Below are 26454 nucleotides of genomic sequence, written 5' to 3'. Positions count from 1 at the left end.
AGAGAACCGATGAAGACTCAGAAGGTATTCACCCTCGCGGCCTCCGCAGCCGTACTGTCCCTCACCGCAGCATGCGGGGGAGCGTCCACCGCACCCAATGCCGATGTGGGCGACCCGGTGTCCGGCGGTTCGATCCGATACGCGGTCTCGGCGTGGCCGAAGTGCGTCGACCCTGCATTGCAAGCTCGTGGACTGAGCGCGTCCCAGCAGTACGTCGAGACCCTGACCGACCAGGATCGTACGACGGGCGAGGTCATCCCTCGGCTCGCCGAGTCGTGGGAGGTGTCCGACGCGGCGAACAGCTTCACGCTCACCCTGCGCGACGGTGTCACGTTCTCCGACGGCACTCCGCTGACCGCCGAGGTGGTCAAGGCCAACGTCGACACGCTGAAGCAGATCGCGGACAGCGGACGCGCCGACACCCCGCTGATCAGCGCGCTCAACACGTACGTCGGAACGACCGTCGTCGACGACCGAATCGTTCGATTCGACTTCGGTGCACCGGAACTGGGCTTTCTGCGCAACCTCAGCGACCCGTACTTCGGCATCTACGCGTCGTCGACGGTCGCCTCGTCGTACGAGGAGCGCTGCGCGGGAACATCCTTGGTCGCGACGGGCCCGTTCGTCATCACAGACGTCGTGCAGGGTCAGAAGCTCGAACTCGACCGTCGTGACGACTACGGCTGGGCGCCTGCAGGAGTCACCTCGCACACCGGCGCCGGATACGTCGACTCCATCTCGTTCGAGCTCATCCCCGAGTCCGGCGTCCGCGTCGGCGGCTTGCAGTCGGGTGAATTCGACATCGTCGACGACGTACCGGTCCTCGATCAGGACGTCGTCGCGGCGCAGGGTGACCAGATCATCACCGGCCTCGTCCCGAATCTCGTTCCGGGACTGCGGCAGAACCCACTCAGCCCGCTCGGCAGCGACGTCGCGGTGCGGCAGGCACTGCAGAGCGGCATCGACCGCGAGGAAATCCGAGACACGCTCTACTCGGACCGATACAGCCTGCCGAGCAGTGCGATCGCGTCGAACACGCCGCTCTGGGCGGACCAGTCGGACGGGCTCGTCTACGACCCGGATCGATCGGAGAAGATCCTCGCCGACGCCGGGTGGGCCAAGGACGGCGACGGCATCTGGGCCAAGGACGGCACGCAACTCGCCCCGCGCATCACCTACACGCCTGGTTCGACGCAGGGTGCGACGCAGCAGGAACTCGAGCTGATCCAGCAGCAGCTCGGACGTATCGGCATCAAGGTACAGCTGTCGCCGATCACCGCAGCGGAATCCTCGGCGTACATGAAGGACAAGGCGGCAGCGCCGTACGATTTCCTGACCGGCAGCGGACCCGCGAAGGACGTCGACTTCCTGGCTGGGCTTTTCCTGAAGACCAATCCCGCGCTGGCGCCCGCCGATCAGCCCGAGCTCGAAAGTGCCGCGAAAGCACTGAATCTGGCCGCGACGGACGCCGAACGTGAAGAAGCCGCTGCCGCACTGCAGAAACTCCTGGTCGACGGCGGCTACTGGATCCCGGTCCGGGAGCAGACGCGCGCGGTCGGTGTCAGCGCCGACATCCAGGGCGTCGAGATCGATCCGTACGGCGGAACCGTCCTCTACGACGCCTGGAAGGTCGGCGGCACATCATGAGTTCCAGCACCGCTCGGCGCTTGATCGGCCGTCTCGGCCAGGGCGTGTTCGTGCTGTGGGCGGCATTCACGATCACGTTCGTGATTCTGTACCTGCTGCCGAGCGACCCGGTCGAGATCATGCTCAACTCGGGTGGTGACGCGGTCGGGATGGATCCGGCCGTCGTCGCCGCCCTGCGCGCCGAATACCACCTCGATTCGTCACCGCTCGTGCAGTACCTGTACGCGCTGTGGGACGTCGTACGCGGTGATTTCGGTCGGTCGATTCCGACGAACGAGGCGGTCACGACACTGATCGCCGACGCGTTGCCGGACACCGTCGCGTTGACGGCGTTCGCGTTCGTTCTCGCCGTCGTCTTCGGTGGCGGGTTGGCGTTGGCGGCCACGTACACGACGATCTCGTGGGTGCGGCAGCTGCTGCTGTCGTTGCCGCCGGTCGGAGTGTCGGTGCCGACGTTCTGGATCGGTTTGATTCTGCTGCAGGTCTTCTCGTTCCGGACGGGACTGTTGCCGTCGACCGGTAACGCGGGGTTCAGCTCGCTCGTGCTGCCGGCGGTCACGCTGGCGATCCCGACGGGAGCGATCGTCGCGCAGCTTCTGGCGAAGAATCTCCGCACAACGTGGGCGCAGCCGTACATCGACACCGCGGCGGCAAAAGGTGTGTCGCGTAGCAAGATTCAGTTGAGTCACGCACTTCGGAACGCAGCGATTCCCGTTCTGACGATGATCGGCATCATCGTCGGGAATCTTCTTGCGGGTGCCGTCGTCGTCGAAACGGTCTTCTCCAGGCGTGGCGTGGGCCGGCTGACCGAGGAAGCCGTTTCCGCACAGGATATTCCGATGATTCTGGGGCTCGTCGTGCTCGCCGCCGCGATCTTCGTCGTCGTGAACCTGATCGTCGATCTGATCTATCCGCTCGTCGACCCACGTTTGAAGCGTGTTCGGCCCGTGCACCTGCAGGACGCCCCATGACCCTCGCCGATACCGTTCTGGACCACGAAGTGACCGACGTCGCAGAACCGGACGTCACCGATTCACGTGTGCGACCGCGTGCTGCGCGACGGGTTCCCGGTCTGTTTCTGTTGCGCAAGCCTGCGCTCGTTCTCTCGATAGCTCTGTTGCTGTTGATGATCGGGTGGGCACTGTTCCCCGAGGTGTTCACCTCGCACGACCCGTACGTCGGAGTCCCGAAGGACAAACTGCAGCCGCCGAGCGCCGAATACCTCTTCGGCACAGATCATCTGGGGCGTGATCTGTACACCCGTACCGTCTACGGGACGGCGCTGTCGATGCAGGCGACGCTCATCGCGGTCGTCGTCGGGCTGTTCGCGGGCTCGGCCATCGGTCTGCTGTCGGGATTCGTCGGCGGCAAGTTCGACGACGTCGTCATGCGTTTCGTCGATGTCCTGCTGTCGATTCCCGGCCTGCTGTTGTCGCTCGCGGTGGTCTCCGTTCTCGGGTTCGGCACCGTCAACGTCGCGATCGCGGTCGGCGTCGCGTCGGTGGCGAGCTTTGCGCGCATCATGCGATCCGACGTATTGCGCATGCGGACACAGGTATTCGTCGAAGCGGCGACTGTATCCGGTGTGAAAGGACCGGAAGTGTTGCTACGCCACATCTTGCCGCATTCGTTGGGTTCGGTTCTGGTGTTGGCGGCGTTGGAATTCGGGGCAGCGATCCTCGCTGTGTCGGCGCTCAGCTTCCTCGGATTCGGAGCACCACCACCGGCGCCGGAATGGGGATCGCTCGTCGCCGAAGGCCGCAATTATCTCGCGACGGCGTGGTGGCTGACCACGCTGCCCGGTGTCGTCATCGCGCTGTCGGTGCTCGCGACCAACCGCATCAGCCGTGCTCTCGACGACGGAAAGGACCGCCTGATATGAGCGATCCGATACTCGAACTCGATTCTCTCGGAATCGGTTACCGCACCGCGACCGCAGACGTGGATGCCGTGCGGTCGGTGTCACTGACGGTGGGGCCCGGCGAGGTGGTGGCACTCGTCGGCGAGTCCGGCTCGGGAAAGTCGACGACGGCGCACTCCGTCATCGGACTGCTACCGGGCAACGGTGCCGTGACGAGCGGACGGATCGTGTTCGACGGCCGCGACATCACCCGGCTGAAAGCCAAGAAGCTCAGGGAAATTCGCGGCGCGGAGATCGGTTTCGTTCCGCAGGACCCGGGCATCGCGCTGAACCCCGTCAAGAAGATCGGTGTCCAGGTCGCCGAGGCACTGTGGGTGCACGGGCTCGCCGGACGCAGGGAGGCGAAGGAACGGGCCATCGAGATCCTTGCGCGTGCAGGCCTGTCGCACCCTGAGGCGCGTGCGCAGCAATACCCGCACGAACTGTCCGGCGGAATGAAGCAGCGGGTCCTGATCGGCATCGCGCTCGCATGCAGGCCCAAACTTGTCATCGCCGACGAGCCGACGAGTGCTCTCGACGTCACTGTTCAGCGACGCATCCTCGACCATCTGCAGGAGCTGACGGCCAGCTCGGGCACGGCGGTCCTGTTGATCACGCACGACCTCGGAGTGGCCGCCGACCGGGCCGATCGCACCGTCGTCATGCGCCATGGCGAGGTCGTCGAGCAGGGGCCGACTCGCCAGATCCTCGGCAACCCGCAGGTGGCCTACACGCAGAAGCTGCTGCAGGCCGCGCCGAGTCTGTCCGGGGTCCCGCTGGTGGATTCGAAGGCAGTTCCGTCGACGCCTTTGTTGAGCTTGACCGCGGTGCGCAAGGAATTCGAACTTCCCGGGACGCGCGAGCCGTTCGTCGCCGTCGACGACGTGAGTTTCGAGATCGCGCGCGGGCGTACCTTCAGTTTGATCGGCGAATCGGGATCCGGTAAGTCCACAGTCGCGCGGAGCGTGCTGCGGCTCGAACAGATCACGAAGGGGCGCATCGACTTCGACGGCGTCGACGTGGCGTCGCTGCGCGGTGAGGACCTGCGTCAGGTGCGTAAGCGGATTCAGCTGGTCTACCAGAACCCCTTCTCGTCGCTCGACCCGCGATTCTCGGTGGCAGACGTCGTATCGGAACCGTTGCGCGCGTTCGGCGTCGGCGACAAGACTTCTCGACGCCGACGCGCGGGTGAGTTGCTGGATCAGGTCGCGCTGCCGACGTCGGCGTTGGATCGCAAGGCCGCCGAACTGTCCGGTGGTCAGCGTCAACGCGTCGCCATCGCGCGGGCGCTTGCGCTCGATCCCGAGTTGGTGGTGCTCGACGAACCCGTGTCCGCGCTCGATGTCTCGGTGCAGGACCAGATTCTGCGTCTGCTCGTCGAACTGCAGGAACGCCTCGGCGTGGCGTACCTGTTCATCTCGCACGACTTCGCCGTCGTCCGGCAGATCTCGCACGAGGTCGGTGTACTGCGCGCAGGCAAGCTCGTCGAAATCGGTTCGACCGAGCGGGTGTTCAGCGCGCCCGAGCAGGAGTACACGAGGGCGCTGATCGATGCTGTTCCTGGACAAGCTGTTTCGCTCACTGCAACCCGAGGAGAAGTGCACTATGCCTCCTGATATTCGACTGTCACTCGTACTCGACCCGAATGCAGAAAGCCCGGGCCACGTCGTCGAACAGGCCAGGATCGCCGAACGCGGACTGTTCGATGCGGTGTTCGCCGGTGCCTCCGGGCGTACGGGGCTCGAGCCGTCGACGCTGCTCTCGGCGGTGGCCGCGTCGACGACGCACATCGGTGTCGTCGGCGCGGTGTCACCGCAATACACGGCACCCTACAACCAGGCGCGGTACATCAGCACGCTTGACCATCTGTCGAAGGGACGGACGGGCTGGAATCTGGTGCTGCCGGAGCAGGATACGGATCCAGCGCTGCACGGCAGGTCGCAGCGGTCGTCCTCTCGCGAACGGTACTCGCGAGCCGACGAGTTGGTGACGGTGCTGAAGGCTCTGTGGGAAGCCTGGGACTCCGATGCCGTCGTCGCCGACAAGTCCAGTGGACTGTACGTACGCCGTGAGTCGATTCACCGAACCGACCATCGTGGTGAGCATTTCGCGGTAGCGGGCCCGTTCAATCTGCCGCGCAGTCCGCAGGTGCACCCACCGCTGTATGCCTCGGTCGGATCCGCGGAGTCTGCGGATTTCGCTGCGGCACATGCCGATGTTGCGGTGCTGAGTGCCTGGGCGCCAGCGGTGTCGTCGGTGTCGAATCTGCGGGAAGTGGCTGTCTCAGAAGTGGATTCGCTCGCAGCCGAATTGGTCGAGCAGGCCGATCGAGATGGCGTCGACGGGTTCGTTCTGCACGCCTCGGTCGATCTGACGCGCGCGGTCGTCGACACCGTGGTTCCGCAGTTACAGGCCGCGGGTCGCTACCGGTCCGCCTATTCGGAATCGACACTGGCGCCGCGGCTGAAGGCCGACGCCGGAGTGGGAGCAGTACTGTGAGCGAACATCTGGCACTCAATCTGAACCTGCGCGGCGTCGGCTTTCACCGCGCCGGGTGGCGGCACCCGAGTGCGACTCCCGAACGGGTCACGGAGCTCGACTATTTCGCGGACATCGTCGCCACCGCAGAACGAGGCAAGTTCGACGCCGTGTTCTTCGCCGACAGCCCACGCCTGTTCAGCGACCGTGAGCCGCTCGCGATGTCGTTGGAGCCGCTGACATTGTTGGGTGCGTTGGCTGTTCGCACGACGAACATCGGCTTGATCGGGACGGTATCGACCACCTACAACGATCCGTACGAGATCGCGGCGCGCTTCGCGTCGCTCGATCAGCTGTCCGGCGGACGCGTCGGGATGAATTTCGTGACGTCGTCGGGTGATCCGCTGGCGCACAACTTCGGCTACGACAGCCATCCTGACTTCGACCAACGATACGAGCGCGCAAGCGAATTCGTCGACGTCGTTCTGAAGCTGTGGACAGGTGAACCCGTCGCGCATGCGGGTCGATTCTTCGACGTGCACGGAACGCTACCGATTCCTGCGTCGCCGCAGGGACATCCGGTGCTGGTGCAGGCCGGGGCGTCGAACAGGGGTCGTGACATGGCCGCGCTGCGGGCCGAGGCCGTCTACACCGGGTCGTCGACCATTCCCAACGGCATCGAGTTCTACGAGGACGTCAAGAACAGGGCCGTCGGATTCGGTCGTCGGCGATCGGATGTGAAGATCCTGCCCGGGCTCGTGCCGTACATCGCGGACACGGAAGCCGAAGCCAAGGCGCTGGTAGCGGAACTCGAGCAGCTCGCGACCAAGAACATCGACGTCATCGGGCAGTTGAGCACCGAACTGGGGACCGATCTGTCGGTGTACGACCCGGATTCGCCGTTCCCCGACGAGGCGTGGCCCAGCTTCGAGACACACAAGGGTGGTCAGAGTCGGATCAACCGTCTGCGCACATGGGTGGAGCAGGAGAACCTCACCGTGCAGCAGTTGGCGACGAAGGTCGAGAAGGGCCTCGGCGTCGTGCACTGGACCACCGCGGGCACCGGTGAACAGGTGGCCGACGAGCTCGAAGCCTGGTTCCGCGCCGGCGCCGCCGACGGGTTCAACGTGCTGGTCCCTCTGCACCCACGGGGGACCGAGGACTTCGTCGAGCAGGTCGTCCCGATCCTCCAGCGGCGCGGCCTGTTTCGCGAGGAGTACGAGAGCTCGACATTGCGGGACAACTTCGGACTGAGTGCGCCTTCGGCGCCCGTGCGTGCGTAGTTACCGCGCAGACCAACTTTGCGTGCACGGGTAGCCAAGGCGCACTTGGCATCACCGTGATTTCAATCATGGCCAGGCGGTCGCCGGGCGTCGAAGATGGTGCGGAAGTCCTGCCCGCGGACGGGTACGGCCAGAACAGAAAGACTTTCGATGACACGCACACTTCGGCGTTGGGCGATCCCTGTGGTCGTGCTGACGGCCGCGTTGACGCTCAGCTCGTGCGGCTCGGCGCTCGGCGGATCCGAGTCCACGTCCGGCGGCGAAGACAGCGATCGTACGTTGACGCTCGCACTGTCCCGGCAGCTGACCGGTCTCAACCCGCACAACGGCGGATCACCGGACAGCGACGGGTCGGTCAAGGGAACCGTCTACGAGGCGTTGACCTACCTCGACCCTGACGGCTCGGTGCACCCCCGGCTGGCGGAGAGCTGGGAGAACACAGGGCCGCTGCAGTGGAAGTTCGACATTCGCGACGGCGTCGAGTTCTCGGATGGTACTCCGTTGACCGCCGAGGACGTGGTCTGGAACTTCCAGGAATTGCTCGACCCCGAGACCAAGAGTCAGCTCGGCGCGCAGTTCAAGATCTACGTCGACTCGGTCAGCACCGACGAGCCAGGGGTGGTCACGTTCGATCTGAAGTCGCCCGCGATCGACTTACCGTCACGCTTGTGGAACATCTACCTGACGACACCGCAGTTCTGGCAGACGGGGAACCTCAACACCGAAGCACTGGGCACGGGGCCGTACACCTTGGCCTCGATCGACCTCGAGAACGGTGCAAAGCTGACGGCCAACCCGAACTACTGGGGTGAGCAGCCGGCATTCGAGAACGCCGAATACAAGGTCCTCGCAGCGGAATCCGCACGAGTGTCGGCGGTGCAGGCGGGTGAAGTCGACATTGCGCTCAACCTTGATCCGCTCAGTATCGGCCAGTTCGAGTCGAATCCCGACTACGACACCACATTGTCGGATTCGTCCTGGGTGCAGGTCATTTCGATCAACGAGAACAAAGGTGGGCCGCTTGCGGACGTTCGCGTGCGACAGGCGCTGAACTACGCGGTCGACAAGAAGTCGATCATCGACGGTCTGCTGGGCGGAGCGGTCGAGCCGTCTCAGGGCCAGGTCATCGCACCGCCTTTCTACGAGACCAATCCGGCCGTCGGCGAATATCCGTACGATCCGGACAAGGCGCGACAGTTGCTCGCCGAAGCGGGGTATGCCACTGGCGTCGTACTCGATCTGGACGTCCCCGCGGGCACGTACGCAGCCGGAGCCGCGATCGGTCAGGCCGTCGCGCAGCAGGCTGCCGACGTGGGCATCACGATCAACATCACCGAAACGCCGTTCCCGGCATGGTTGTCTCGGCAGAACCAGGACAGCGCGGCAGCCGCGGACTTGGTCTACATCGGCTGGGGTGGGCAGTACCAGAATTCCTGGGCGGTGTTCGATCCGTTCACCAGTAAGTCGCGGTACAAGCAGAGCAACATCACCGACCCCGAGTTCGACGACGTCGTGAACCGGCTGCAGGCCGCGACGGACGAGGCTTCGGCGAGGCAGCTGGCCGATCAGGCGACACAGATCTACCACGATCGCGCGCACACCGTGTTCCTGTGGCCCGGCACGTTCACGTCGGTTGTCGCGAACGACATCGACTGGCCTTCTCGCACGACTCGGTACCTCTACGCGCAGCAGGTGACGAAAAAATGAGTAACAGGCAGCTCTTCCTGGCCGGCTATATCTTGTTCCCCGGCAACCATTTCGCCGGTGCGTGGCGGCATCCGTACTCCGAACGAGACTTCAACGATCGCGGCTTGTTCGAGGACGCGGCGAGGACACTCGAGCGCGCGAAATTCGACATGGCATTCATTCCGGAGACCCTCGCCTACAACCCGGCGTTCGCGCGCTACGGGCTGAGCAACGCGGTCAAGCACGATCCGACGCAGTTGGCTTCGGTCATCGCCGGCGTCACGCGGCACCTCGGAATCGGAGTGACATTGTCGGCGTCGTTCACCGCTCCGTACCACCTCGCACGCACCCTCGGCAGCCTCGATCAGTTCAGCGGTGGACGGGTGGCGTGGAACATCATCATGAGTCGCGGTGCACCGACCTATGCGAACTTCCCGTTCGTCGAGGAGCTCGAACGCGAGGAGCTCTACGATCGCGGTGACGAGGTCGTCGAAGCGACTGTCGCACTGTGGGATTCGTGGCAGAATGACGCACTGGTCGTAGACAAGGCGACGGGGGTGTTCGTGGACCCGGACAAGGTCACCACCCCCGACTATCAAGGCAAGTACGTCCAGGTGAAGGGGCCGCTGACGTTGCCGCCGTCACCGCAGGGCAAGCCTGTGCTGATTCAGGCAGGCGATTCGCCTCGCGGCAGACAGTTCGGTGGCAAGTGGGCGGAGCTCGTGTTCGCGATCGAGAACAACGAGGACGACCTGAGGGCCAAGCGCAACGATCTACGACGCCTTGCTGCGGAAGCCGGCCGTGATCCCGACAGCATCAAACTGATTGCCGCCGTGCAACCGATCGTCGGAGAGACAACGGAGATCGCGCGAGCGCGTCAGAGATATCTGACCTCGTTGCTCGACACCGATGCGGCGATCGCGTTCCTGAGCCATTTCGTACGAACCGACTTCACAGGACTGTCCCCGGACACCAATTTCACCGAGGCCGTCGGTGCGCGCAGCACCGACGAGAACGCCGGAGTCCGATTGCTGGACAACCTCCGTAACCTCGCCGCGGGTTCCGGGGAGTCGCTCGACGGCGGCCTGACACTGGGCGAGGTCGCGAAGACCTTCTCCGCCAGCGAGTTCACACCGCAGATCGTCGGATCACCGTCCGAGGTGGCCGACCAGCTGGTTCATCTGTTCGAAGCAGAAGCCGTCGACGGTTACGTGTTGTCTCCCACGCACTTTCCCGGTGCGTTCGACGACTTCGCGCGTGCTGTCGTTCCGGAACTGCAGCGGCGCGGGGTCTTCAGAACCGAGTACAGCGATACGACGCTGCGAGGCAACATCGCCGGCACGAAATGGACGGACGGCCGGCGATGACGACCGTCGCCGAGGCCGCGGCACCGAAAACGCTGTCCCGCCGCGTCGTACGCGTCCCTGTCGACGGACGATACGTGCTGCGGCGAGCCGTCACCGGGCTCGTCGCGGTCTGGGGCGCGATCACGCTGGTCTTCTTCGCGCTGTACTCCACGGGCAACCCGGCCGTCATGCTCATTGCGCCCGACGCGCCCGCGGGTGAACTCGAACGAGTCACCAGGTTGTACGGGTTCGACAAGCCGATCTACGAACAGTACGTGCGATTCTTCGGTGCCGTGTTGTCCGGGAACTTTCCCGAATCGATCCGCTACGAGGAAGATCCGCTGGGCATCGTCCTGTCGCGCCTCGCCCCGAGTATCACACTGGGAGTAGCCGCACTCCTCTTCGGAATCATCATCGGTGGGGCGCTCGGTTACGTGTCCGCAACGAGTTCATCACCGCTGCTTCGTAAGCTACCGATCAGCGTGGCCACCGCGCTCGATGCAATCCCCGGATTCTTTCTTGCGCTGTTGCTGGTTCTGCTGTTCTCGGTAACCTGGCATGTGCTGCCGCCTCGCGGGTCCGGCTCCCTTGCACACCTCGTGTTGCCCGCGGTAACACTCGGCATCTACTTCGTTCCGACCATTGCGCGCGTCTTCCGCACCGCAGTGCTGGACGTGCTGGAGTCCGATCACGTCAGGACGGCCAGATCGAAAGGGATCGGTCCGGTGACACTGACGGTGCGCCATATCGTCGGCAACTCGCTCGGATCCACGTTCAACGTCCTGGGTATCCAGGCAGGCGTACTGCTCGGCGGCGCGGTCATCACCGAGTCGATCTTCTCGTGGCCCGGTGTCGGACAGTTGTCGATCAACGCAGTGCAGAACCGTGACTACCCCTTGGTCATCGCATGTGTGTTGGTGATCGCCATCGGCTTCGTCATCATCAACCTTCTGGTCGACGTGCTGTCGGTCGTCTTCGATCCGAGGATTTCGTCATGACTGCATCCGCAGTGGAGTTGGACCTGCCCGTCACACCTCGATCGCGTCGGAGATCCTCGGTCACCGGGATTCTCGGCGTCGTGATACTCGCCGTGCTGGTCGTGACGTCGGTGCTCGCCCCCGTTCTGGTGTCGTATTCACCGCTCGAACAGGACTTGGGTGCGGTCCTGCAGCCCCCCAGTGCACTTCACTGGTTCGGGACGGACGAGCTGGGCCGCGATCTGTTCAGTCGCGTCCTCTACGGCGGACGGACTGCGTTGTCGGTGACGTTGATCGCCAGCGTCATCGCGGCGCTCATCGGCATCGTCCTCGGGCTTGCCGGCGCGCTGATCGGCGGCTGGGTCGACGTGGTCGCCGGACGATTGGCCGACGTCCAGCTCGCGATTCCGACGATCGTTCTCGCCCTCGTGATCCTGTCGTTCGTCGGCAATTCCATCGGACCGCTTCTGATCGTCCTCGTCGCTGGCTCGTGGGTGCTGACGTTCCGAGTCATTCGTGGCCATGCGCAATCGGTCGTCGGGCAGCCGTACATCGAGGCGGCCCGTCTCAGTGGCCTCGGGCGCGTGCAGATCGCCGTCCGGCATCTGCTTCCGAGCGTGCTTCCGCTGTTCGTCGTGGCTTTCACGTTGAACGCGTCGGCGATCTTGCTTCTGGAGTCGAGCCTCGGCTTCCTCGGGCTCGGAGTTCAGCCACCCACAGCCGACTGGGGAGCCATGGTGGCGCAAGGACAGGCACGACTGGACTCGGCGCCGTGGGTCGCACTGTTTCCCGGGGCCGTCCTCATTCTGGCGGTGGTGAGCTTCCAACTCATCGGCGACGCGTTGGCAGACAGATTCGGAGCGCGAACATGACCGATCCCGTATTGACTCTCGACAATCTGCATGTCTCGGTGGGGAGCGAGGACGATCGAACCACCGTCGTGCGTGGAGTGTCGCTCGATGTTCATCCGGGCGAGACGGTCGGACTGGTCGGTGAGTCGGGGTCGGGCAAGACCATGACGGCCCTCGGCATCGTCGATCTCCTGCCCCGCACAGCTCGAATCGATTCCGGCCGTGTGCTGCTGGCCGGGACCGACGTAACAGCGCTGGACGCGCGAGAGCGCCGCCGGGTCACGAGCGCGGATGTCGGCGTCGTGTTTCAGAATCCGACGGCATCGCTGAACCCGCGGCTGACGATATCGACCCAGGTCGTCGAGGCTCTGCCGCGATCGGTCGGGTCGAAGCGCGAGCGTCGGGCCCGCGCGGCCGAACTGCTCGACGCTGTCGGCATCCCGGACGTCGGCAAGGCGTTGTCGGCATTTCCTCACGAGCTGTCCGGTGGATTGAATCAACGCGTCGTCATCGCTCTGGCGCTTGCGCGCTCGCCGAAACTACTCGTCGCCGACGAGCCGACGACCGCACTCGACGTCAGTGTCCAGGCGCAGGTTCTCGACCTGATCGATCGGCTCAAGGTCGAGTTCGGGCTTGGTGTGCTCCTGGTGAGCCACGACATCGGTGTTATTGCGGACCGGACCAGTCGGGTCAACGTGATGAACGGCGGTGTCGTCGTCGAGTCCGGTGCTACGCGGGAGGTCCTGTCGGCACCCGAGCAGCCCTATACACGGACGCTGCTGGCAGCAACTCCGAACCGATTGGTACGTCCTGTGACGGCGACCCCGACCGTCGACTCTGCCCGCCCACTCGTGGAAGTACGTGATGTCCGACGGGCTTTCGCCGTCGCTCAGCCGGGCAAGCTCCGGCGTGTCTCGCACGTTGCCCTCGACGGAATCGATCTGGCCGTGCAGCGCGGTCAGTCGCTCGGTATCGTCGGCGAATCCGGTTCCGGCAAGACCACTCTCGCGCGACAGATCGTCGGTCTGGACCGACCCGACGCCGGTTCGGTGGTGTTCGAGGGGGCCGACATCAGCACTCTCGATGCCCACGGAGCTTGGCGGTGGCGTCGGGAAGTGCAGTACGTGTTCCAGGACCCCTACGGTTCATTGAACCCAAGGCTGACCGTCGAGCAGTCCATCTCGGAACCGTTGCGATACAACGACGTCGACCTTGGAGGTTCGACGGTCCAGGCTCGCGTGAGTTCACTGCTCGACGAGGTGGAGTTGCCGACAGCATTCCGCAGCAGGCGGCCACACGAGCTGTCCGGTGGTCAACGTCAGCGCGTCGGCATCGCACGCGCACTCGCCAACGAACCGTCGTTGATCGTCGCCGACGAACCGGTGTCTGCACTCGACCTGTCGGTTCAAGCGCGCATTCTTCGTCTGCTGCAACGGCTTCGACAGGAACGCGGACTGACGCTCATGCTGATATCGCACGACCTCGCCGTCGTCCGGTATCTGTGCGACGACGTGGTGGTGCTCAGGCACGGCACGATCGTCGAACAAGGTGCGACCGAGGACGTGTACGACGACCCGAAGCACGAATACACGAAGGCTCTACTGAATTCAGTTCCAGGACATGCGGCTGCGCCCGTGCGTGCGTAGTTACAGCGCAGACCAACTTTGCACGCACAGGCGCCGAAGGCGCACCAACGAAGGGAAAATCATGACCCAGACACTCGGAACCGATCTGCACTCGCTGCTGTCCCATCGGGGCACCGATCGGCAGCTCGCCGGAGGATTCGGGCCACCCGCGACCGGGTTGGCGGAGAACACCATTCGCCTGCTCGGGGGAGTGCCGGCAGACGAAGCGTTGCCGACGGCCGAGCTCGCGGAGGCTTTCAAGGAAGCGCTGACCGAGCCTGCAGCACTGCACTATTCGGTACTGCCTGGTATCGCACCGCTCCGTGAGTGGATCGGTGCACGAGAAGGAGTCGACGACGGTCGCATCCTCGTCACCAACGGCGCGCTGCATGCGCTGAACCTCATCTTCGACGCCGTGCTCGAACCGGGTGACGTCGTCGCCGTCGAGAGCCCGACCTTCCCGCTCGCACTGCGCGAGGCCAGCTACTACGGCGCGACCTTCCTCCCCGTGCGGACCTCCGAGAATGGCCTCGACCTCGACGGCTTCGAGGAACAACTACGCGCAGGCGCACGACCGAAACTGTTCTACGTCATCCCTGACTTCCAGAACCCGACCGGCAGCACACTGTCCGCCGAGGCCCGCACGCGGCTCGTCGGGCTGGCCGAGCAGTACGGATTCCTCATCGTCTCGGACAATCCGTACAAGGAACTGCGGTTCGGCGGAACGGCAGTCGACGACTTCGACCTCGGTAGCGACAACGTGATTCGCGCCAACACGTTCTCCAAGACACTCGGCCCGGGACTGCGCCTCGGATGGATCGCCGCGCCGCAGTGGCTGATTCCGGCCTTGACGCGGATCCGCAGCACGCAGGATCAGCACACATCGCTCGTGACGCAGACCGCCGTCGCGCGGCTGCTTCGTTCCGAGGGTACGTTCGATCGCATCGTCGCCGGCGGGCAGAAGTTGTACCGCGAACGCTCGTCGATCCTCGTCGACAGGTTGGAATCCGCCCTGCCAGGACAGCTGCAGATCGTCCGGCCGGAAGGTGGAATCTTCCTGTGGCTCAGGGCAACCGATCCAGCCGTCGACCTCGCCGACGTGCAGACCAGGGCACGCGGCCTCGGCGTCGACTTCTCGCTCGGTCGGTACTTCGACCCGACGGGGCCCGTCGGGTACCTGGGCAGTGCACGCCTCGGCTTCAGCAACCAGACCGTCGAGAATCTGGTCGCGGGCGCGAACCGGTTCGCGGAGGCATTCACGCAGGCGACATAGCGTCGGCTGTAGCCTGGGCGCCGTGAATTCTTCCCGTTTGTCGTTTCCCGGTGTCGTCGTGGCCGGAGCTGCGTCGCTCGCCCTGATGCTCTCTGCCTGCAGTTCCGACTCCGAGCCGTCGACCGAATCGTCGACGGCCGCAGCCACCACCTGCCCGTCGGGCGATCCCGACGCCGGTGGCACCCCCGACTGGACACTGGACGGCGACACCGGCAGCGTCTCGGTCGTCGGTTCGACGGACTCCGCGTCGCCGCTGGTCGAGGTGGATCCGCCGTTCAGTGTCACCGAGACGCAGGTCGAGACTCTCGAGGCGGGATCCGGTCCGGTCGTCGCCGACACCGCCGAGGTGTCGGTCTGCTACGTGGGTGTCAACGGCCGCGACGGGTCCGTCTTCGACAGCAGCTATGAGCGGGGAGCGCCCGCCGAGTTCCCGCTGACCGGCGTCGTCACGGGATTCCAGAAAGCAATCGCGGGTCAGACCGTCGGATCGAAGGTCGCCGTTGCGATGACGTCGGCCGACGGTTACCCCGACGGTCAGCCCAGGGCCGGCATCGAGGCAGGCGACAGCCTCGTCTTCGTCCTAGACATTCTCGACGTCACCGGATAACTCGAAAGCCCGTGTGACTGCTCGACGTATCCTCGCTGACGCCCGAGCGCGCCGACGTCCGATATCGACGGCAGTAGCTCGCGTGACACAGATGGGATCCGCCGCGGATCACGGCGCGGCGGTCCCGGCGGGACGCGTCGAACATCCCGGTGGTCCATTCCCAGACGTTGCCGGTGCAGTTGTACAGGCCGAAGCCGTTGGGCTCGTACGACTGCGCGGGCGCCGTGAAGATCGCATCACTGTGGTTGCCGGGGAACTCAGCGCGCCACGTGTTCATGCGGTCCAGGTTCTCGTCGTCACCCCACGGAAACGGCTTGCCTACCAGGCCCCCGCGGGCCGCGTACTCCCACTGTTCCTCGGACGGCAGCGCGGTTCCGGTCCAGGTGCAATAGGCCTCGGCATCGCGTCTCGACACGTGCGTCACGGGGTGATCGGCCAGGTCACGGACCGCATCGATCGACGACGACGGCCCGGCAGGCATGCGCCACGATGCCCCTGCGACGACGCGCCACCACGGCGTCGCCGGAACGATGGGTGACGCGTCGCCCCTGGGGAGCGAGCCGCTGAACACGAGCGAATCCCCGAAGCGTTCGGCGTCGGAGAGGTGGCCGGTTTCGCGGACGAACTTCTCGAACTCCGCGACCGTCACCGTCGTGGCCGAGATGGAAAATGCGTCGACGTCGACGCTTCGGACCGGTCCTTCGAGATCCAGCGGGTAGGCCAGGTCGTCCTCGGAGCCCATGAGGAACGTGCCGCCGGGTATCGGAATCAACGTCGGCCGCGTGCCGCCCGTCACTGCAGAAGCGCGGCTGTGCGACTCGCCGCCCCGATCCGGTGTGCAACATCCGCCTGCCATGTCTTCATGCTGCCATTCCTACCGATGTGCTAGGCAATAGGAATGACGAAAGAGAACGTCCTCCTGATTCACTGGCACGATCTGGGTCGTCATCTGGGCGCGTACGGGCACCGCTCGGTGAGCAGTCCGCGGCTCAACGCGCTGGCGGCGGAGGGCATTCTCTTCACCCACGCGCATGCGACTGCGCCACTGTGTTCGCCGTCGCGCGGGTCGTTGTTCACCGGCCGCTATCCGCACAGCAACGGCCTCGTCGGTCTCGCGCATCACGGGTGGGAGTATCGCCCGGACGTCAGGACGCTTCCCTCGCTCCTCGCCGAACAGGGTTGGCAGACAACATTGTTCGGAATGCAACACGAGACGTCGTTCCCGACGCGCCTCGGCTTCGAGCATTTCGACGTGTCGAACTCCTTCTGCGAATACGTGGTCGACAAGTCCGCCGCGTGGCTGAAGGAGGATCGGATCGAGCCGTTCTTTCTCACCGCGGGGTTCTTCGAGACGCACCGGCCGTACCCGGCCGACCGATACACGCCCGACGACGCGTCGGCGATCGAGATTCCCGACTACCTCCCCGACACCCCCGAGGTGCGCGACGACCTCGCCGAGTTCCACGGCTCGATCACCGTCGCGGACGCCGCCGTCGGCGATCTGCTCGACACGCTCGCCGAGACGGGCCTCGACCGGAGCACGTGGGTCGTCTTCATGACCGACCACGGGCCGGCGTTCCCGCGCGCGAAGTCGACGCTGTACGAGCCCGGCACCGGCATCGCGTTGATCGTGCGGCCGCCCCTTGGCCGCGACGTGCCGCCGCGGGTGTACGACGACCTGTTCAGCGGCGTCGACCTGGTCCCGACGCTTCTCGAGTTGCTCGGTCTCGAGGTTCCGGACGACATCGAGGGGTTGTCGCACGCGCGGCATCTGATCGGGGAACATCGGCCCGCGCGCGACGAGGTGTTCACGTCGAAGACCTATCACGATTCGTTCGATCCGATCCGAGCCGTGCGAACCAAGGACTTCAGCTACATCGAGAACTACGCCGACCGACCCCAGCTCGATCTGCCGTGGGATATCGAGGAGAGTCCGTCGGGCCAGGCCGTCGCACAGTCGGTGCGTAGTCCCCGCGCCCGGTACGAGCTCTACGATCTGCGCACCGACCCCGGTGAGACCGTGAATCTGCACGACGACGACGAGTATCGTTCCATCGCAGAGGATCTCGCGCTGCGGCTGCACACGTGGCGTGAGGAGACCGGTGACGTCATTCCATCGGACTTCGTGGGGTCTCGTATCTCGGACCGCTACACCCACGACTACATCGTCACGCATGGACTGAAGCCGACGTCGCGGTCGCCTTTGAGCGCCGAACGCGGCATCTCGCTCGACCGAGATGCATAGAGCGGCCAAAAAGGCAACAGTTCTACGCATCGAGATCGAAAATGTCTGGCGTGCAGAGCGTTTGACGCATGTCTAGTATCTCCTTCCATGAGCGATCATGTGCACGGGAGGCCTCGGTCCTATCTGGTCCTGGCGTCGCAGCGCAGCGGAAGCACGCTGCTGGTCGAATCGCTGCGTGCCACCGGCCAGGCGGGCGAACCCGAGGAGTTCTTCCAGTACCTGCCGACCACGTCGCTGGCGCCGCAGCCGCGGCAATGGTTCGACGGCGTCACCGACGAGAACGTGCTGCGACTGCTCGCGCCGCTCCAGACAGGCACGCCGTCGACCGAGACGCCCGAGGAATGGCGTCGGCGCATCCTCGAGACGGGACGCACGCCCAATGGCATCTGGGGCGGCAAGCTGATGTGGAACCAGACGCCATTGCTGGTCGAGCGTGCGGACGGGCTGCCAGGCCGATCGGGGACGGACCTGCTGTCGGCCATCGGTGACGTCGTCGGTGAGGACGTGCTGTTCGTGCATGTCTCCCGACGCGATCGCGTCGCGCAGGCGGTTTCGATGTGGCGAGCCGTGCAGACGCAGGTGTGGCGCGGTCACGCTCCCGCCGAGGTCGACGAGCGAGCCGAGTACAACGCCGACGGCATCGCGCATCTCCATGCGATCCTCGAAGATCAGGAACAGCAGTGGCAGCGGTGGTTCGCCGATGCAGGAGTCACCCCGCTCGAGATCGACTACCACCAGCTCGCGGCCGACACTCCCGGCGAGGTCGCGCGGGTCCTGACGGCGCTCGGGCTCGACCCGGCGCTCGCGCCGCCACCAGCGCTGGAACGGCAGAGCAACGGCCGTTCGAACGACTGGGCGCAGCGATACCGCGACGAGAGGATCGCAGTATGAGTACCGATGTCACGCACGTCGACGAGCTCCGAATTCTGGAAGCCGAAGCCGTGCACATCATCCGCGAGGTCGTCGCGGAACTGGAACGGCCCGTGCTGCTCTTCTCCGCGGGCAAGGACTCGATAGTCCTTCTTCGGCTGGCCGAGAAAGCATTTCGTCCGTCGCCGCTGCCGTTTCCGGTCATGCACGTCGATACAGGACACAACTTCCCCGAGGTCATCTCCTTCCGCGATCGCAGGATCGAATCCGCGGGGCATCGTCTCATCGTCGCGTCGGTGCAGGACTCGATCGACTCGGGCCGATCGAACGAGGTCGGTGGACCCAATGCATCGCGAAATCGGTTGCAGACCAGAACATTGCTCGACGCGCTCGAGGCCGGCAGATTCGACGCGGCGTTCGGCGGGGCACGTCGTGACGAGGAACGTGCACGTGCGAAGGAACGTGTACTGAGCTTCCGAGATGCGTTCGGCCAGTGGGATCCTCGTGCGCAGCGTGCGGAACCGTGGTCGCTGTACAACGGCCGGATTCGACGTGGTGAACAGGTCCGAGTGTTCCCACTCAGCAACTGGACCGAGCTCGACATCTGGCGTTACATCGAACTCGAACAGCTGGAACTGCCGAGCATCTATTTCGCTCACGAACGTGAGGTGTTCGCGCGCGACGGTATTCTGCTCGCGACCTCGGAGTTCACGGCACCGTCCGACGCGGAGAGTGCTGCGACGGAATGGGTTCGGTACCGGACAGTCGGTGATCTGACGATCACGGGAGCAGTTCGATCGCAAGCGACCGACATCTCGGGCGTCATCGACGAGATCTCCGCAGCCACCGTGTCCGAACGAGGAGAGACGCGCGCCGACGACCGAACGTCGGTGGCCGCGATGGAAGACCGCAAACGCGAGGGGTACTTCTGATGACACGGCAACTACTGCGTCTGGCGACGGCCGGCTCTGTCGACGACGGCAAGAGCACCCTGATCGGGCGTCTGATGTTCGACACCGACAGCCTGCCCCTGGACCACCTCGATGCCGTCACGCGCGACGGTGTCCCCGACCTCGCGGCGCTGTCCGACGGTCTGCGTGCCGAGCAGGAGCAGGGCATCACCATCGACGTCGCCTACCGCTTCTTCTCCACGGCCACACGGAGTTACATCCTCGCCGACACCCCGGGCCACGAGCGGTACACCCGCAACATGTTCACCGGCGCGTCGACGGCGGACGTCGCGGTGCTCCTCGTCGACGCGCGGACCGGCGTGCTTCGCCAGACGCGCCGTCACGCCAGGATCTCCACGTTGTTGGGCGTCGAACATCTCGTGGCGGCCGTCAACAAGATCGATCTGATCGACTACGACGAGAAGCGATTCCGCGAGGTCGAAGCCGACCTGCAGAAGCTGGCGCTACGACTCGGCGGCGTCGAACTGACCGTCGTACCATTGGCGGCGAAGGACGGTGACAACGTGGTGCATCGGTCGTCGAACACGCCGTGGTACGCGGGTCCGACATTGCTGGAGCACCTCGAATCGATCGAATTGACTGCTCCCGCAGCGATTCCCGGAGAGGTCCGCCTACCGATCCAGTGGGTGTCACGTCCTGTGGCCGGCGAGCGTCGGCGCTACACCGGCAGGTTGTCGGCCGGGACACTGGCGGTGGGGGACGCGGTGGTCGCGCTACCGTCGGGATCGCGCAGTACCGTGACCGCACTGGACACGCTCGACGACTCGCGGTCGATAGCCGTTGCACCACTGTCGATTTCGGTGTCGCTGGCCGACGACATCGACATCGGGCGCGGCGACGTCATCGTCAGCGGCGACGACGGTGCACACGAGCCGGTTCTCGCGCGTGAAATCGACGCGACGGTGTGCTGGTTCGGCGCGACGCCGTTGCGCGCGGGGGATCGAGTCGCGCTGAAGCACACCGCGTCGACCGTACGGGCGACCGTGCAGGCGCTGCACACCCGATTGGACCCGGAGACGCTCGACGAGCAGGACTCGCCGGTCGAATTGACGCTCAACGACATCGGTACTGTCACGCTGCGGACGTCGTCGGTGATCGTGGCCGATCCGTACCTCGGCAACCGCGACGCGGGCGCGTTCATCCTGATCGACGAAACGTCCAACGACACCGTCGGTGCAGGCACGATCGGCACGGCCCGCGAGGTCAAGCCCGGTGAGCAGACCCGCAACGACATCAAGTGGCACCCGTCGGCACTCGATCGTGCGCACCGCTGGAGTTCGACGGGTCAGAGAGGAGCGACGGTATGGTTCACCGGACTGCCCGCGTCGGGAAAGTCCACTGTCGCAGTCGCTTTGGAGCGTGCTCTCGTCGAATCCGGTCGTGCTGCCTACCTGCTCGACGGCGACAACGTGAGGCACGGACTGTCCGACGACCTCGGCTTCACGCCGGGTGACCGAGCCGAGAACATTCGACGCGTCGGGCATCTGACGCGGTTGCTCGCCGACGCGGGGGTCGTCGCGATCGCGTCGTTGGTGTCGCCGCTCGAGTCGGATCGTGCCATCGCGCGTGCGCTGAACGACGCCGCAGACCTGACGTTCATCGAGGTGGCCGTCAGTACGCCTCTGGCCGAGTGCGAGCGTCGCGACCCGAAAGGTCTGTACGCCCGCGCGCGTGCCGGGGAGCTCAAGGGGTTGACCGGCGTCGACGCGCCGTACGAGCCACCGGCCAACCCGGATCTCACCATCGACACGACGGGTGCCGACATCGACCAGCTGGTTGCCCGGGTGCTCGAGGTTCTCGACGGACGATGACGACGTTGGTGGTCGTGTCCGGCCTGCCCGCTACCGGAAAGACAACCGTGGCGCGGGCGGCTGCGTTGGCCGTTCCTGCGGGAACTCGACATCCCCGGGCTCGCGGTGCCGTCGTGGACCGATATCGTCACCAGCGACTACGAGCCGTGGACGCAGACTCGTCACGTCCTCGACACGGCCCGGTCGTCGGTCGAGGAATCGGTTCTGCGATGGACTCGTTCGGTTGCGGCAGAGAAAGGCACGCAGTGAGCACGCAGTACGTCGAGGGAATTCATCCGCTGGACGATCCGATCAGAGGATCCCTGCAGGGAGCGCATGCGCGGTTCGCCCGGGTGTCGGGACGAGTGTTCCGATTCGACCCGGAGGTCGCGCCGTTCCTGGGTCACCCTCCTGTCCTGGAGGCCGCGGACTGGGACGACATCGTGGAGTTGTTCGGCCCTGGCGAGGTTGTCTCGCTGCGGGGCGTCGGACACCAGGTTCCTGCAGGCTGGGACGTGATCGACCAGATCGGGCTCGTCCAGCTCGTCGGCACACACCTCGAGACACGGCCCTACCCGGATGCGCTCGTCCTCGGCGCCGACGACGTACCGGAGATGCTCGACCTCGTCGGGCGCACGCAGCCCGGACCGTTCCTGCCTCGGACGTTCGAGCTCGGGACGTATCTCGGGATCCGGGATTCAGGTGCTTTGATCGCCATGGCAGGGGAGCGGATGCACCCCAAGGGTTGGACCGAGATCAGCGCCGTCTGCACCGACCCCGCATACCGCGGCCGAGGCCTGGCCACCGAACTGGTTCGCGCGGTCGGCCACGGCATCCGCGAGCGCGGCGAGAAGCCGTTCCTGCACGCGGCCGCGTCGAACGAGAACGCGATCAGGCTGTACCTGTCGATCGGATTCGAGCTTCGCGAACGATCCGAGCTCACACTTCTGCGAACCCCTGCCTGAGAAATTCCCTTCGACTCACGGTGATCGGATCTCTTTTCCCTACCTCGCCGATAGGGAAGAGTTGAGCCCGAATCGATCCATCGAAAATGGGAGTGCCTGCATGAGCTCGAACGAAGCGTCGTTGATCAGCCCCGCCCAGGCAGCGGAAGCGCAGGCGACCTTGATCGATGTACGCAGTGAGAAGTCGCGGATCGAGTTCGGCACCATCGCGGCAGCGATCGTCGTCGACAAGTCGGACGTGCAGACCGAGTTCGGCGCGCAGAACCGTGACCGCAGCGAACCGATCGTCGTGTTCTGCGGATCGGTGAAGGGCTCGGGACCGGTCGTCGACGAGCTGAAGGAACTGGGCTACACCAACGTCTCCCACATCGACGGCGGCTACCCGGCCTGGAAGGAGCAGGGGCTCCCGACTGTGTCGTGAGCCGGTTCCTGCTGCCGCCCGGGGGCTGGAGGCTGGCCGCCCGGGCCGGAGCGAATGTGACATTTGCTCACTCTGAGTGACCGAATGCCGCCCTCGCTCTATGCGGGCCGCAGGCCGGGCCGGAGCGAATGCCTCATCCAGTCACTCTGAGTGCCCAAATGTCACATTCGGTCACTCCGGGGGTGGGCGGACAAACAATCGGGCCACCCGGGGCAGACGTTCGGTAGCCGGGGGCGAAGGACGAAACATTCGGTCACCCAAGAGGAATCCAGAAAGGCTGATCACCGTGTCGACGAAGGAAGACGGACTGCTCCTGGCGCTGGAGCTGGAGGGCGGGAACGACTCTCCGCGCGCACTGCGCGAGACGGTTCAGGCCGCGGAACTAGCCGGGTTCACTCTTGTCACGTTCACCGAGAACCCCGGGGACGCGCTGGATGCCGGGACGCGCGCGGCGTTCGTGTCGAGCAGCACCAGCACGATCGGGCTCGCGCCGACGGTGCACACGCTGACCACCGAACCCTTCTTCCTCGCGACTCAGATCGCGAGCGTCGATCACACCTCGCACGGCCGCGGGGCGTGGGTCGTCGGAGCCGACAACAGTGCAGCGGCGCACGACGCGGTCGGATCGACTGTGCGAGAGCCGGATTCGATTCGCCAGGAGATCCGTGACGTCATCGACGTCGCTCGGCGCCTGTGGGACTCGTGGGAGGACGACGCGGTGATTCGCGACGCCGCGTCGGGCAGATATCTCGATCCCGACAAGGTGCATCACGTGCGCTTCGAGGGTGAATTCTTCGACATCGTCGGACCGCTGATCACGCCGCGACCGCCGCAGGGGCAGGTCGTCGTGGTCGGCGATGCGGCGCTCGGCGTCACCGATCTGCTGGACATCGCGCTGGTCCAGAGCCTCGACCAGGTCGACGACGCACGTACCGACGGTGCTCCGCTCGTGTTCCTGGACGCGGGTGCCGACGACGACTTCGCATCGCTGGTGGGCGTCGTCGACGGGGTTCGATTCCGGGCAGGAACCGCCGAGGACCTCCGCGCGATCCTGGAGAACGTCGTCCCGACGCTCGCGATCCGACGTCCTACCGCCACGACCCTGCGGGAAAATCTCGGCTTGCCCCGGCCCGTCAGCCGGTACGCAGCAGCGAAGGAGAACAGCTGACATGTCGACGGTCGACACGGGCGCACCCTACGACGAGAACGCGCAGATCCACCTGGGCGTGTTCTACCCGGGCATCGGCGCGCAGACGGTGTGGGAAGACGCGAACGCACCGGACCAGGTAGCGACCGACACGTTCGTCGAGGTCGCGCAGACACTGGAACGAGGCCTGTTCGACGCGTTCTTCCTCGGCGACGGACAGCGCGTGCGCGAGAATCGTGGTGCCATCCTGTCGACGGACATCGCCGGACGACCGGATGCGATCATCCAGCTGTCCGCGCTCGCGGCGGTCACCGAGCGCATCGGCCTCGTCGCGACGCAGAACGCCACGTACAACCTCCCGGCGGAACTCGCGCGTCGGCTCGCCAGTCTCGACGCACTGTCGGAAGGGCGTGCCGGCTGGAACATCGTGACCACCGACAACGCGTGGACCGGTGAGAACTTCAGGCGCGGTGGCTGGTTGGAGCACGAGCGCCGATACGAACGCGCAACGCAGGTCGTCGAACTGGCCAAGCAGTACTGGGCGGGCCAGAAAGTGTCACACGACACCGATCTGGTGAAAGCTGTTGCACAGTCGCGCATTTCGGAGAGCGCTCAGGGTCGGCCGGTGCTGTTCCAAGCCGGTGACTCCACCGGTGGCCGTGATCTCGCAGCCCGTCACGCGGATGTGGTGTTCTCGGCCAATCATGCATTCGACGATGCCGTCGCCTACGCGCGCGACCTGCGCGCACGAACGGCCGCGTTCGGGCGTCCTGCGGACGCCGTCAAGATTCTGCCCGGCGTCACTGTCGTACTCGGGGACACCGAGGCGGAAGCCGAGGAGAAGGTGCGGTGGTTGCGGGGCAACGCGCACAACGGAGTTCGGGCGGTCGCATTCCTCGAGCATTACTGGGGCAAGGATCTGTCGTCGTACGACCCGGAGGGTCCGCTGCCGGACATCGACCCCGTCGAGGACGAACTCGACCCGTCGCGCGGAACGCTGGCCATCGCAGCACGCACAGGCAAGCTCGAGCAGATCGCACAGTGGCGAAAGTTGGCGTACGACAAGGGACTGTCGATTCGCGAACTCGTTCTCGAAGTATCCCCGGCGTCGCGTTTCCACTCGGGCACGCCCGCCGCCGTCGCCGACCGCTGGGCCGATCTGGTCCGAAATCGAGTGGTCGACGGATTCAACATCAACCCGTATCACGTGCGCGATTCGGTGAACGACCTTGTGGACAAACTGGTTCCGGCGCTGCAGGAACGCGGCGTCTACCGCACCGAATACACGACGACGACATTGCGCGGCCACCTCGGTCTGGACGACGAGACCGCGTCGGACAAGAAAGCATCATGACGTACTCAGCAGCAGATACTCGATACGACAACGCAACGTTCCGAAGGAGCGGCCACAGCGGCTTGAAACTGCCTCAGTTCTCGCTCGGATTGTGGCAGAACTTCGGTGAGAATCGGAACTTCGAGACCCAGCGCGAGATCATCCTGCGTGCTTTCGATCTCGGCATCACGCACTTCGATCTGGCCAACCGATACGGTCCACCGTTCCGCGCGGCAGAGAAGGTGTTCGGCCAGGTCTTGGGCCGCGACCTCGGACGGTATCGGGACGAGATCCTGATCGCGTCGAAGGCAGGCAACCCGATCGGTGCGAGCCCGTACCTGAAGGGTGGATCGCGCAAGACGCTGCTCGACTCGCTCGACATCAGCCTCCGAGACCTCGGTGTCGATCACGTCGACATCTTCTACTCGCACAGCCCCGACCTGGAGACTCCGCTGGAGGAGACGATCGGTGCGCTGGCTTCGGCTGTGCAGCAGGGTAAGACGCACTACATCGGCATCTCCAACTACACCGCCGAGCGTGCACACGACGCAGCCGTCATCGCCGCGAGACTCGGTACCCCTCTGCTCGTACATCAGTCCCGCTACTCGATCTTCGACCGCACCGTCGAACTGGACGGGCACCTGGACACCGCAGCTCAGGACGGCACGGGCGTCGTCGCGTTCTCGCCGCTGGCTCAGGGCCTGCTCACCGACAAATACCTGCAGGGCGACGTCCCCGCTGATTCGCGCGCGGCGTCGAGTGCATTCCTCTCGGCCGACGACATCTCCGACGACTACATCACGCGGGCGGGCTTCCTGAACAAGATCGCCGAATCGCGCGGACAGTCGTTGCCGCAGTTGGCACTTCAGTGGGTGCTCCGCCGCCCCGAGGTGACGACGGCACTCATCGGTGCCAGTTCGACCGCCCAGCTCGAACACAACCTTGCTGCCACCGACTTCCCGGAACTGACCGACGACGACCTTGCTCGCATCGACGAGTACGGGATTCACGGGACGGTTCTGCGGCGCAAGAAGTAGAA

The 26454-nt window shown here is 65.0% G+C and carries 23 protein-coding genes; 22 read left to right on the top strand and 1 reads right to left on the bottom strand.

What is annotated here, in order from left to right:
• The first annotated feature begins 9 nt into the window (after positions 1-9).
• The 13 genes from CHB96_RS08415 to CHB96_RS08355 all read left to right on the top strand — a co-directional run bounded on the left by CHB96_RS08415 (position 10) and on the right by CHB96_RS08355 (position 15673).
• Positions 10-1647 carry an ABC transporter substrate-binding protein gene (locus CHB96_RS08415; protein ID WP_089245023.1) on the top strand — a complete coding sequence of 546 codons (1638 nt, stop codon included), beginning with the start codon at positions 10-12 and terminating at the stop codon, positions 1645-1647.
• Entirely contained in the window at positions 1644-2618 is a 975-nt protein-coding gene (locus CHB96_RS08410) for an ABC transporter permease (RefSeq protein WP_089245021.1), read from the top strand. Before CHB96_RS08415 ends, CHB96_RS08410 begins: the two co-directional genes overlap by 4 nt.
• On the top strand, positions 2615-3529 hold the full coding sequence (locus CHB96_RS08405; protein WP_089245019.1) for an ABC transporter permease: 915 nt from the start codon (positions 2615-2617) through the stop codon (positions 3527-3529). The genes CHB96_RS08410 and CHB96_RS08405 overlap by 4 nt, the downstream gene beginning before the upstream one ends.
• Positions 3526-5163 carry a dipeptide ABC transporter ATP-binding protein gene (locus tag CHB96_RS08400; RefSeq protein ID WP_089245017.1) on the top strand — a complete coding sequence of 546 codons (1638 nt, stop codon included), beginning with the start codon at positions 3526-3528 and terminating at the stop codon, positions 5161-5163. Before CHB96_RS08405 ends, CHB96_RS08400 begins: the two co-directional genes overlap by 4 nt.
• Positions 5153-6046: an LLM class flavin-dependent oxidoreductase gene (locus CHB96_RS08395; RefSeq protein ID WP_176444207.1), complete on the top strand. Its 894-nt coding sequence runs from the start codon at positions 5153-5155 to the stop codon at positions 6044-6046. The genes CHB96_RS08400 and CHB96_RS08395 overlap by 11 nt, the downstream gene beginning before the upstream one ends.
• Entirely contained in the window at positions 6043-7308 is a 1266-nt protein-coding gene (locus CHB96_RS08390) for an LLM class flavin-dependent oxidoreductase (RefSeq protein WP_089245013.1), read from the top strand. Before CHB96_RS08395 ends, CHB96_RS08390 begins: the two co-directional genes overlap by 4 nt.
• A 150-nt stretch (positions 7309-7458) precedes the next feature.
• The gene (locus CHB96_RS08385; RefSeq protein WP_176444206.1) at positions 7459-9015 is read left to right on the top strand and encodes an ABC transporter substrate-binding protein; all 1557 of its coding nucleotides are present in this window, start codon (positions 7459-7461) and stop codon (positions 9013-9015) included.
• On the top strand, positions 9012-10361 hold the full coding sequence (locus CHB96_RS08380) for an NtaA/DmoA family FMN-dependent monooxygenase (protein WP_089245009.1): 1350 nt from the start codon (positions 9012-9014) through the stop codon (positions 10359-10361). The genes CHB96_RS08385 and CHB96_RS08380 overlap by 4 nt, the downstream gene beginning before the upstream one ends.
• Complete coding sequence (locus CHB96_RS08375; RefSeq protein WP_176444205.1) at positions 10358-11338, top strand: ABC transporter permease; 981 nt, start codon at positions 10358-10360, stop codon at positions 11336-11338. The genes CHB96_RS08380 and CHB96_RS08375 overlap by 4 nt, the downstream gene beginning before the upstream one ends.
• Entirely contained in the window at positions 11335-12189 is an 855-nt protein-coding gene (locus CHB96_RS08370) for an ABC transporter permease (RefSeq protein WP_176444204.1), read from the top strand. The genes CHB96_RS08375 and CHB96_RS08370 overlap by 4 nt, the downstream gene beginning before the upstream one ends.
• Positions 12186-13814, top strand: a complete 1629-nt coding sequence (locus CHB96_RS08365) for a dipeptide ABC transporter ATP-binding protein (RefSeq protein ID WP_089245003.1) — start codon at positions 12186-12188, stop codon at positions 13812-13814. Before CHB96_RS08370 ends, CHB96_RS08365 begins: the two co-directional genes overlap by 4 nt.
• A gap of 61 nt (positions 13815-13875) precedes the next feature.
• Complete coding sequence (locus CHB96_RS08360; protein WP_176444203.1) at positions 13876-15066, top strand: aminotransferase-like domain-containing protein; 1191 nt, start codon at positions 13876-13878, stop codon at positions 15064-15066.
• An 85-nt stretch (positions 15067-15151) separates the two neighbouring features.
• Entirely contained in the window at positions 15152-15673 is a 522-nt protein-coding gene (locus tag CHB96_RS08355) for an FKBP-type peptidyl-prolyl cis-trans isomerase (RefSeq protein ID WP_089245448.1), read from the top strand.
• Here the strand turns inward: CHB96_RS08355 and CHB96_RS08350 are convergent.
• Entirely contained in the window at positions 15663-16529 is an 867-nt protein-coding gene (locus CHB96_RS08350; RefSeq protein ID WP_089244999.1) for a formylglycine-generating enzyme family protein, read from the bottom strand. The genes CHB96_RS08355 and CHB96_RS08350 overlap by 11 nt on opposite strands.
• A gap of 42 nt (positions 16530-16571) precedes the next feature.
• On the opposite strand from CHB96_RS08350, the gene CHB96_RS08345 reads away from it, so the two are divergent.
• From CHB96_RS08345 to CHB96_RS08300, 9 genes are all read left to right on the top strand, one after another.
• The gene (locus CHB96_RS08345; protein WP_089244997.1) at positions 16572-17918 is read left to right on the top strand and encodes a sulfatase family protein; all 1347 of its coding nucleotides are present in this window, start codon (positions 16572-16574) and stop codon (positions 17916-17918) included.
• An 87-nt stretch (positions 17919-18005) separates the two neighbouring features.
• Positions 18006-18809, top strand: coding sequence for a trehalose 2-sulfotransferase (gene stf0, locus CHB96_RS08340; protein ID WP_089244995.1), 804 nt, complete (start codon positions 18006-18008; stop codon positions 18807-18809).
• On the top strand, positions 18806-19720 hold the full coding sequence (gene cysD / locus CHB96_RS08335) for a sulfate adenylyltransferase subunit CysD (RefSeq protein WP_089244993.1): 915 nt from the start codon (positions 18806-18808) through the stop codon (positions 19718-19720). Before stf0 ends, cysD begins: the two co-directional genes overlap by 4 nt.
• A complete protein-coding gene (gene cysC, locus CHB96_RS08330; RefSeq protein ID WP_089244991.1) occupies positions 19720-21570 on the top strand; it encodes an adenylyl-sulfate kinase in 1851 nt (616 codons plus the stop codon). Before cysD ends, cysC begins: the two co-directional genes overlap by 1 nt.
• Before the next feature lie 209 nt (positions 21571-21779).
• A complete protein-coding gene (locus CHB96_RS08320; RefSeq protein ID WP_089244989.1) occupies positions 21780-22514 on the top strand; it encodes a GNAT family N-acetyltransferase in 735 nt (244 codons plus the stop codon).
• 100 nt (positions 22515-22614) lie between these two features.
• On the top strand, positions 22615-22935 hold the full coding sequence (locus CHB96_RS08315; protein ID WP_089244987.1) for a rhodanese-like domain-containing protein: 321 nt from the start codon (positions 22615-22617) through the stop codon (positions 22933-22935).
• 286 nt (positions 22936-23221) lie between these two features.
• Complete coding sequence (locus CHB96_RS08310; RefSeq protein WP_245865351.1) at positions 23222-24103, top strand: LLM class flavin-dependent oxidoreductase; 882 nt, start codon at positions 23222-23224, stop codon at positions 24101-24103.
• 1 nt (position 24104) lies between these two features.
• On the top strand, positions 24105-25436 hold the full coding sequence (locus tag CHB96_RS08305) for an LLM class flavin-dependent oxidoreductase (protein WP_089244983.1): 1332 nt from the start codon (positions 24105-24107) through the stop codon (positions 25434-25436).
• Positions 25433-26452, top strand: a complete 1020-nt coding sequence (locus CHB96_RS08300; RefSeq protein ID WP_089244981.1) for an aldo/keto reductase — start codon at positions 25433-25435, stop codon at positions 26450-26452. Before CHB96_RS08305 ends, CHB96_RS08300 begins: the two co-directional genes overlap by 4 nt.
• Positions 26453-26454 lie beyond the last annotated feature (2 nt).

This window comes from Rhodococcoides kyotonense (assembly GCF_900188125.1).
In the GTDB taxonomy this organism is placed as follows: Bacteria; Actinomycetota; Actinomycetes; order Mycobacteriales; family Mycobacteriaceae; genus Rhodococcoides; species Rhodococcoides kyotonense.
Note: the sequence above shows the minus strand (reverse complement) of the source record. Positions and strands in the feature narration are given on the sequence as shown.

Excerpts from the sequence above, each read along its gene's own strand:
- CHB96_RS08305 (WP_089244983.1), top strand. The coding sequence starts at position 24,105 with ATGTCGACGGTCGACACGGGCGCACCCTACGACGAGAACGCGCAGATC.
- CHB96_RS08400 (WP_089245017.1), top strand. The coding sequence starts at position 3,526 with ATGAGCGATCCGATACTCGAACTCGATTCTCTCGGAATCGGTTACCGC.
- CHB96_RS08375 (WP_176444205.1), top strand. The coding sequence starts at position 10,358 with ATGACGACCGTCGCCGAGGCCGCGGCACCGAAAACGCTGTCCCGCCGC.
- stf0 (WP_089244995.1), top strand. The coding sequence starts at position 18,006 with ATGAGCGATCATGTGCACGGGAGGCCTCGGTCCTATCTGGTCCTGGCG.
- CHB96_RS08350 (WP_089244999.1), bottom strand. The coding sequence starts at position 16,529 with ATGGCAGGCGGATGTTGCACACCGGATCGGGGCGGCGAGTCGCACAGC.
- CHB96_RS08355 (WP_089245448.1), top strand. The coding sequence starts at position 15,152 with ATGCTCTCTGCCTGCAGTTCCGACTCCGAGCCGTCGACCGAATCGTCG.
- CHB96_RS08320 (WP_089244989.1), top strand. The coding sequence starts at position 21,780 with ATGGACTCGTTCGGTTGCGGCAGAGAAAGGCACGCAGTGAGCACGCAG.
- CHB96_RS08315 (WP_089244987.1), top strand. The coding sequence starts at position 22,615 with ATGAGCTCGAACGAAGCGTCGTTGATCAGCCCCGCCCAGGCAGCGGAA.
- CHB96_RS08345 (WP_089244997.1), top strand. The coding sequence starts at position 16,572 with ATGACGAAAGAGAACGTCCTCCTGATTCACTGGCACGATCTGGGTCGT.
- CHB96_RS08300 (WP_089244981.1), top strand. The coding sequence starts at position 25,433 with ATGACGTACTCAGCAGCAGATACTCGATACGACAACGCAACGTTCCGA.
- CHB96_RS08405 (WP_089245019.1), top strand. The coding sequence starts at position 2,615 with ATGACCCTCGCCGATACCGTTCTGGACCACGAAGTGACCGACGTCGCA.
- cysD (WP_089244993.1), top strand. The coding sequence starts at position 18,806 with ATGAGTACCGATGTCACGCACGTCGACGAGCTCCGAATTCTGGAAGCC.
- CHB96_RS08380 (WP_089245009.1), top strand. The coding sequence starts at position 9,012 with ATGAGTAACAGGCAGCTCTTCCTGGCCGGCTATATCTTGTTCCCCGGC.
- cysC (WP_089244991.1), top strand. The coding sequence starts at position 19,720 with ATGACACGGCAACTACTGCGTCTGGCGACGGCCGGCTCTGTCGACGAC.
- CHB96_RS08410 (WP_089245021.1), top strand. The coding sequence starts at position 1,644 with ATGAGTTCCAGCACCGCTCGGCGCTTGATCGGCCGTCTCGGCCAGGGC.
- CHB96_RS08395 (WP_176444207.1), top strand. The coding sequence starts at position 5,153 with ATGCCTCCTGATATTCGACTGTCACTCGTACTCGACCCGAATGCAGAA.
- CHB96_RS08385 (WP_176444206.1), top strand. The coding sequence starts at position 7,459 with ATGACACGCACACTTCGGCGTTGGGCGATCCCTGTGGTCGTGCTGACG.
- CHB96_RS08415 (WP_089245023.1), top strand. The coding sequence starts at position 10 with ATGAAGACTCAGAAGGTATTCACCCTCGCGGCCTCCGCAGCCGTACTG.
- CHB96_RS08360 (WP_176444203.1), top strand. The coding sequence starts at position 13,876 with ATGACCCAGACACTCGGAACCGATCTGCACTCGCTGCTGTCCCATCGG.
- CHB96_RS08370 (WP_176444204.1), top strand. The coding sequence starts at position 11,335 with ATGACTGCATCCGCAGTGGAGTTGGACCTGCCCGTCACACCTCGATCG.
- CHB96_RS08365 (WP_089245003.1), top strand. The coding sequence starts at position 12,186 with ATGACCGATCCCGTATTGACTCTCGACAATCTGCATGTCTCGGTGGGG.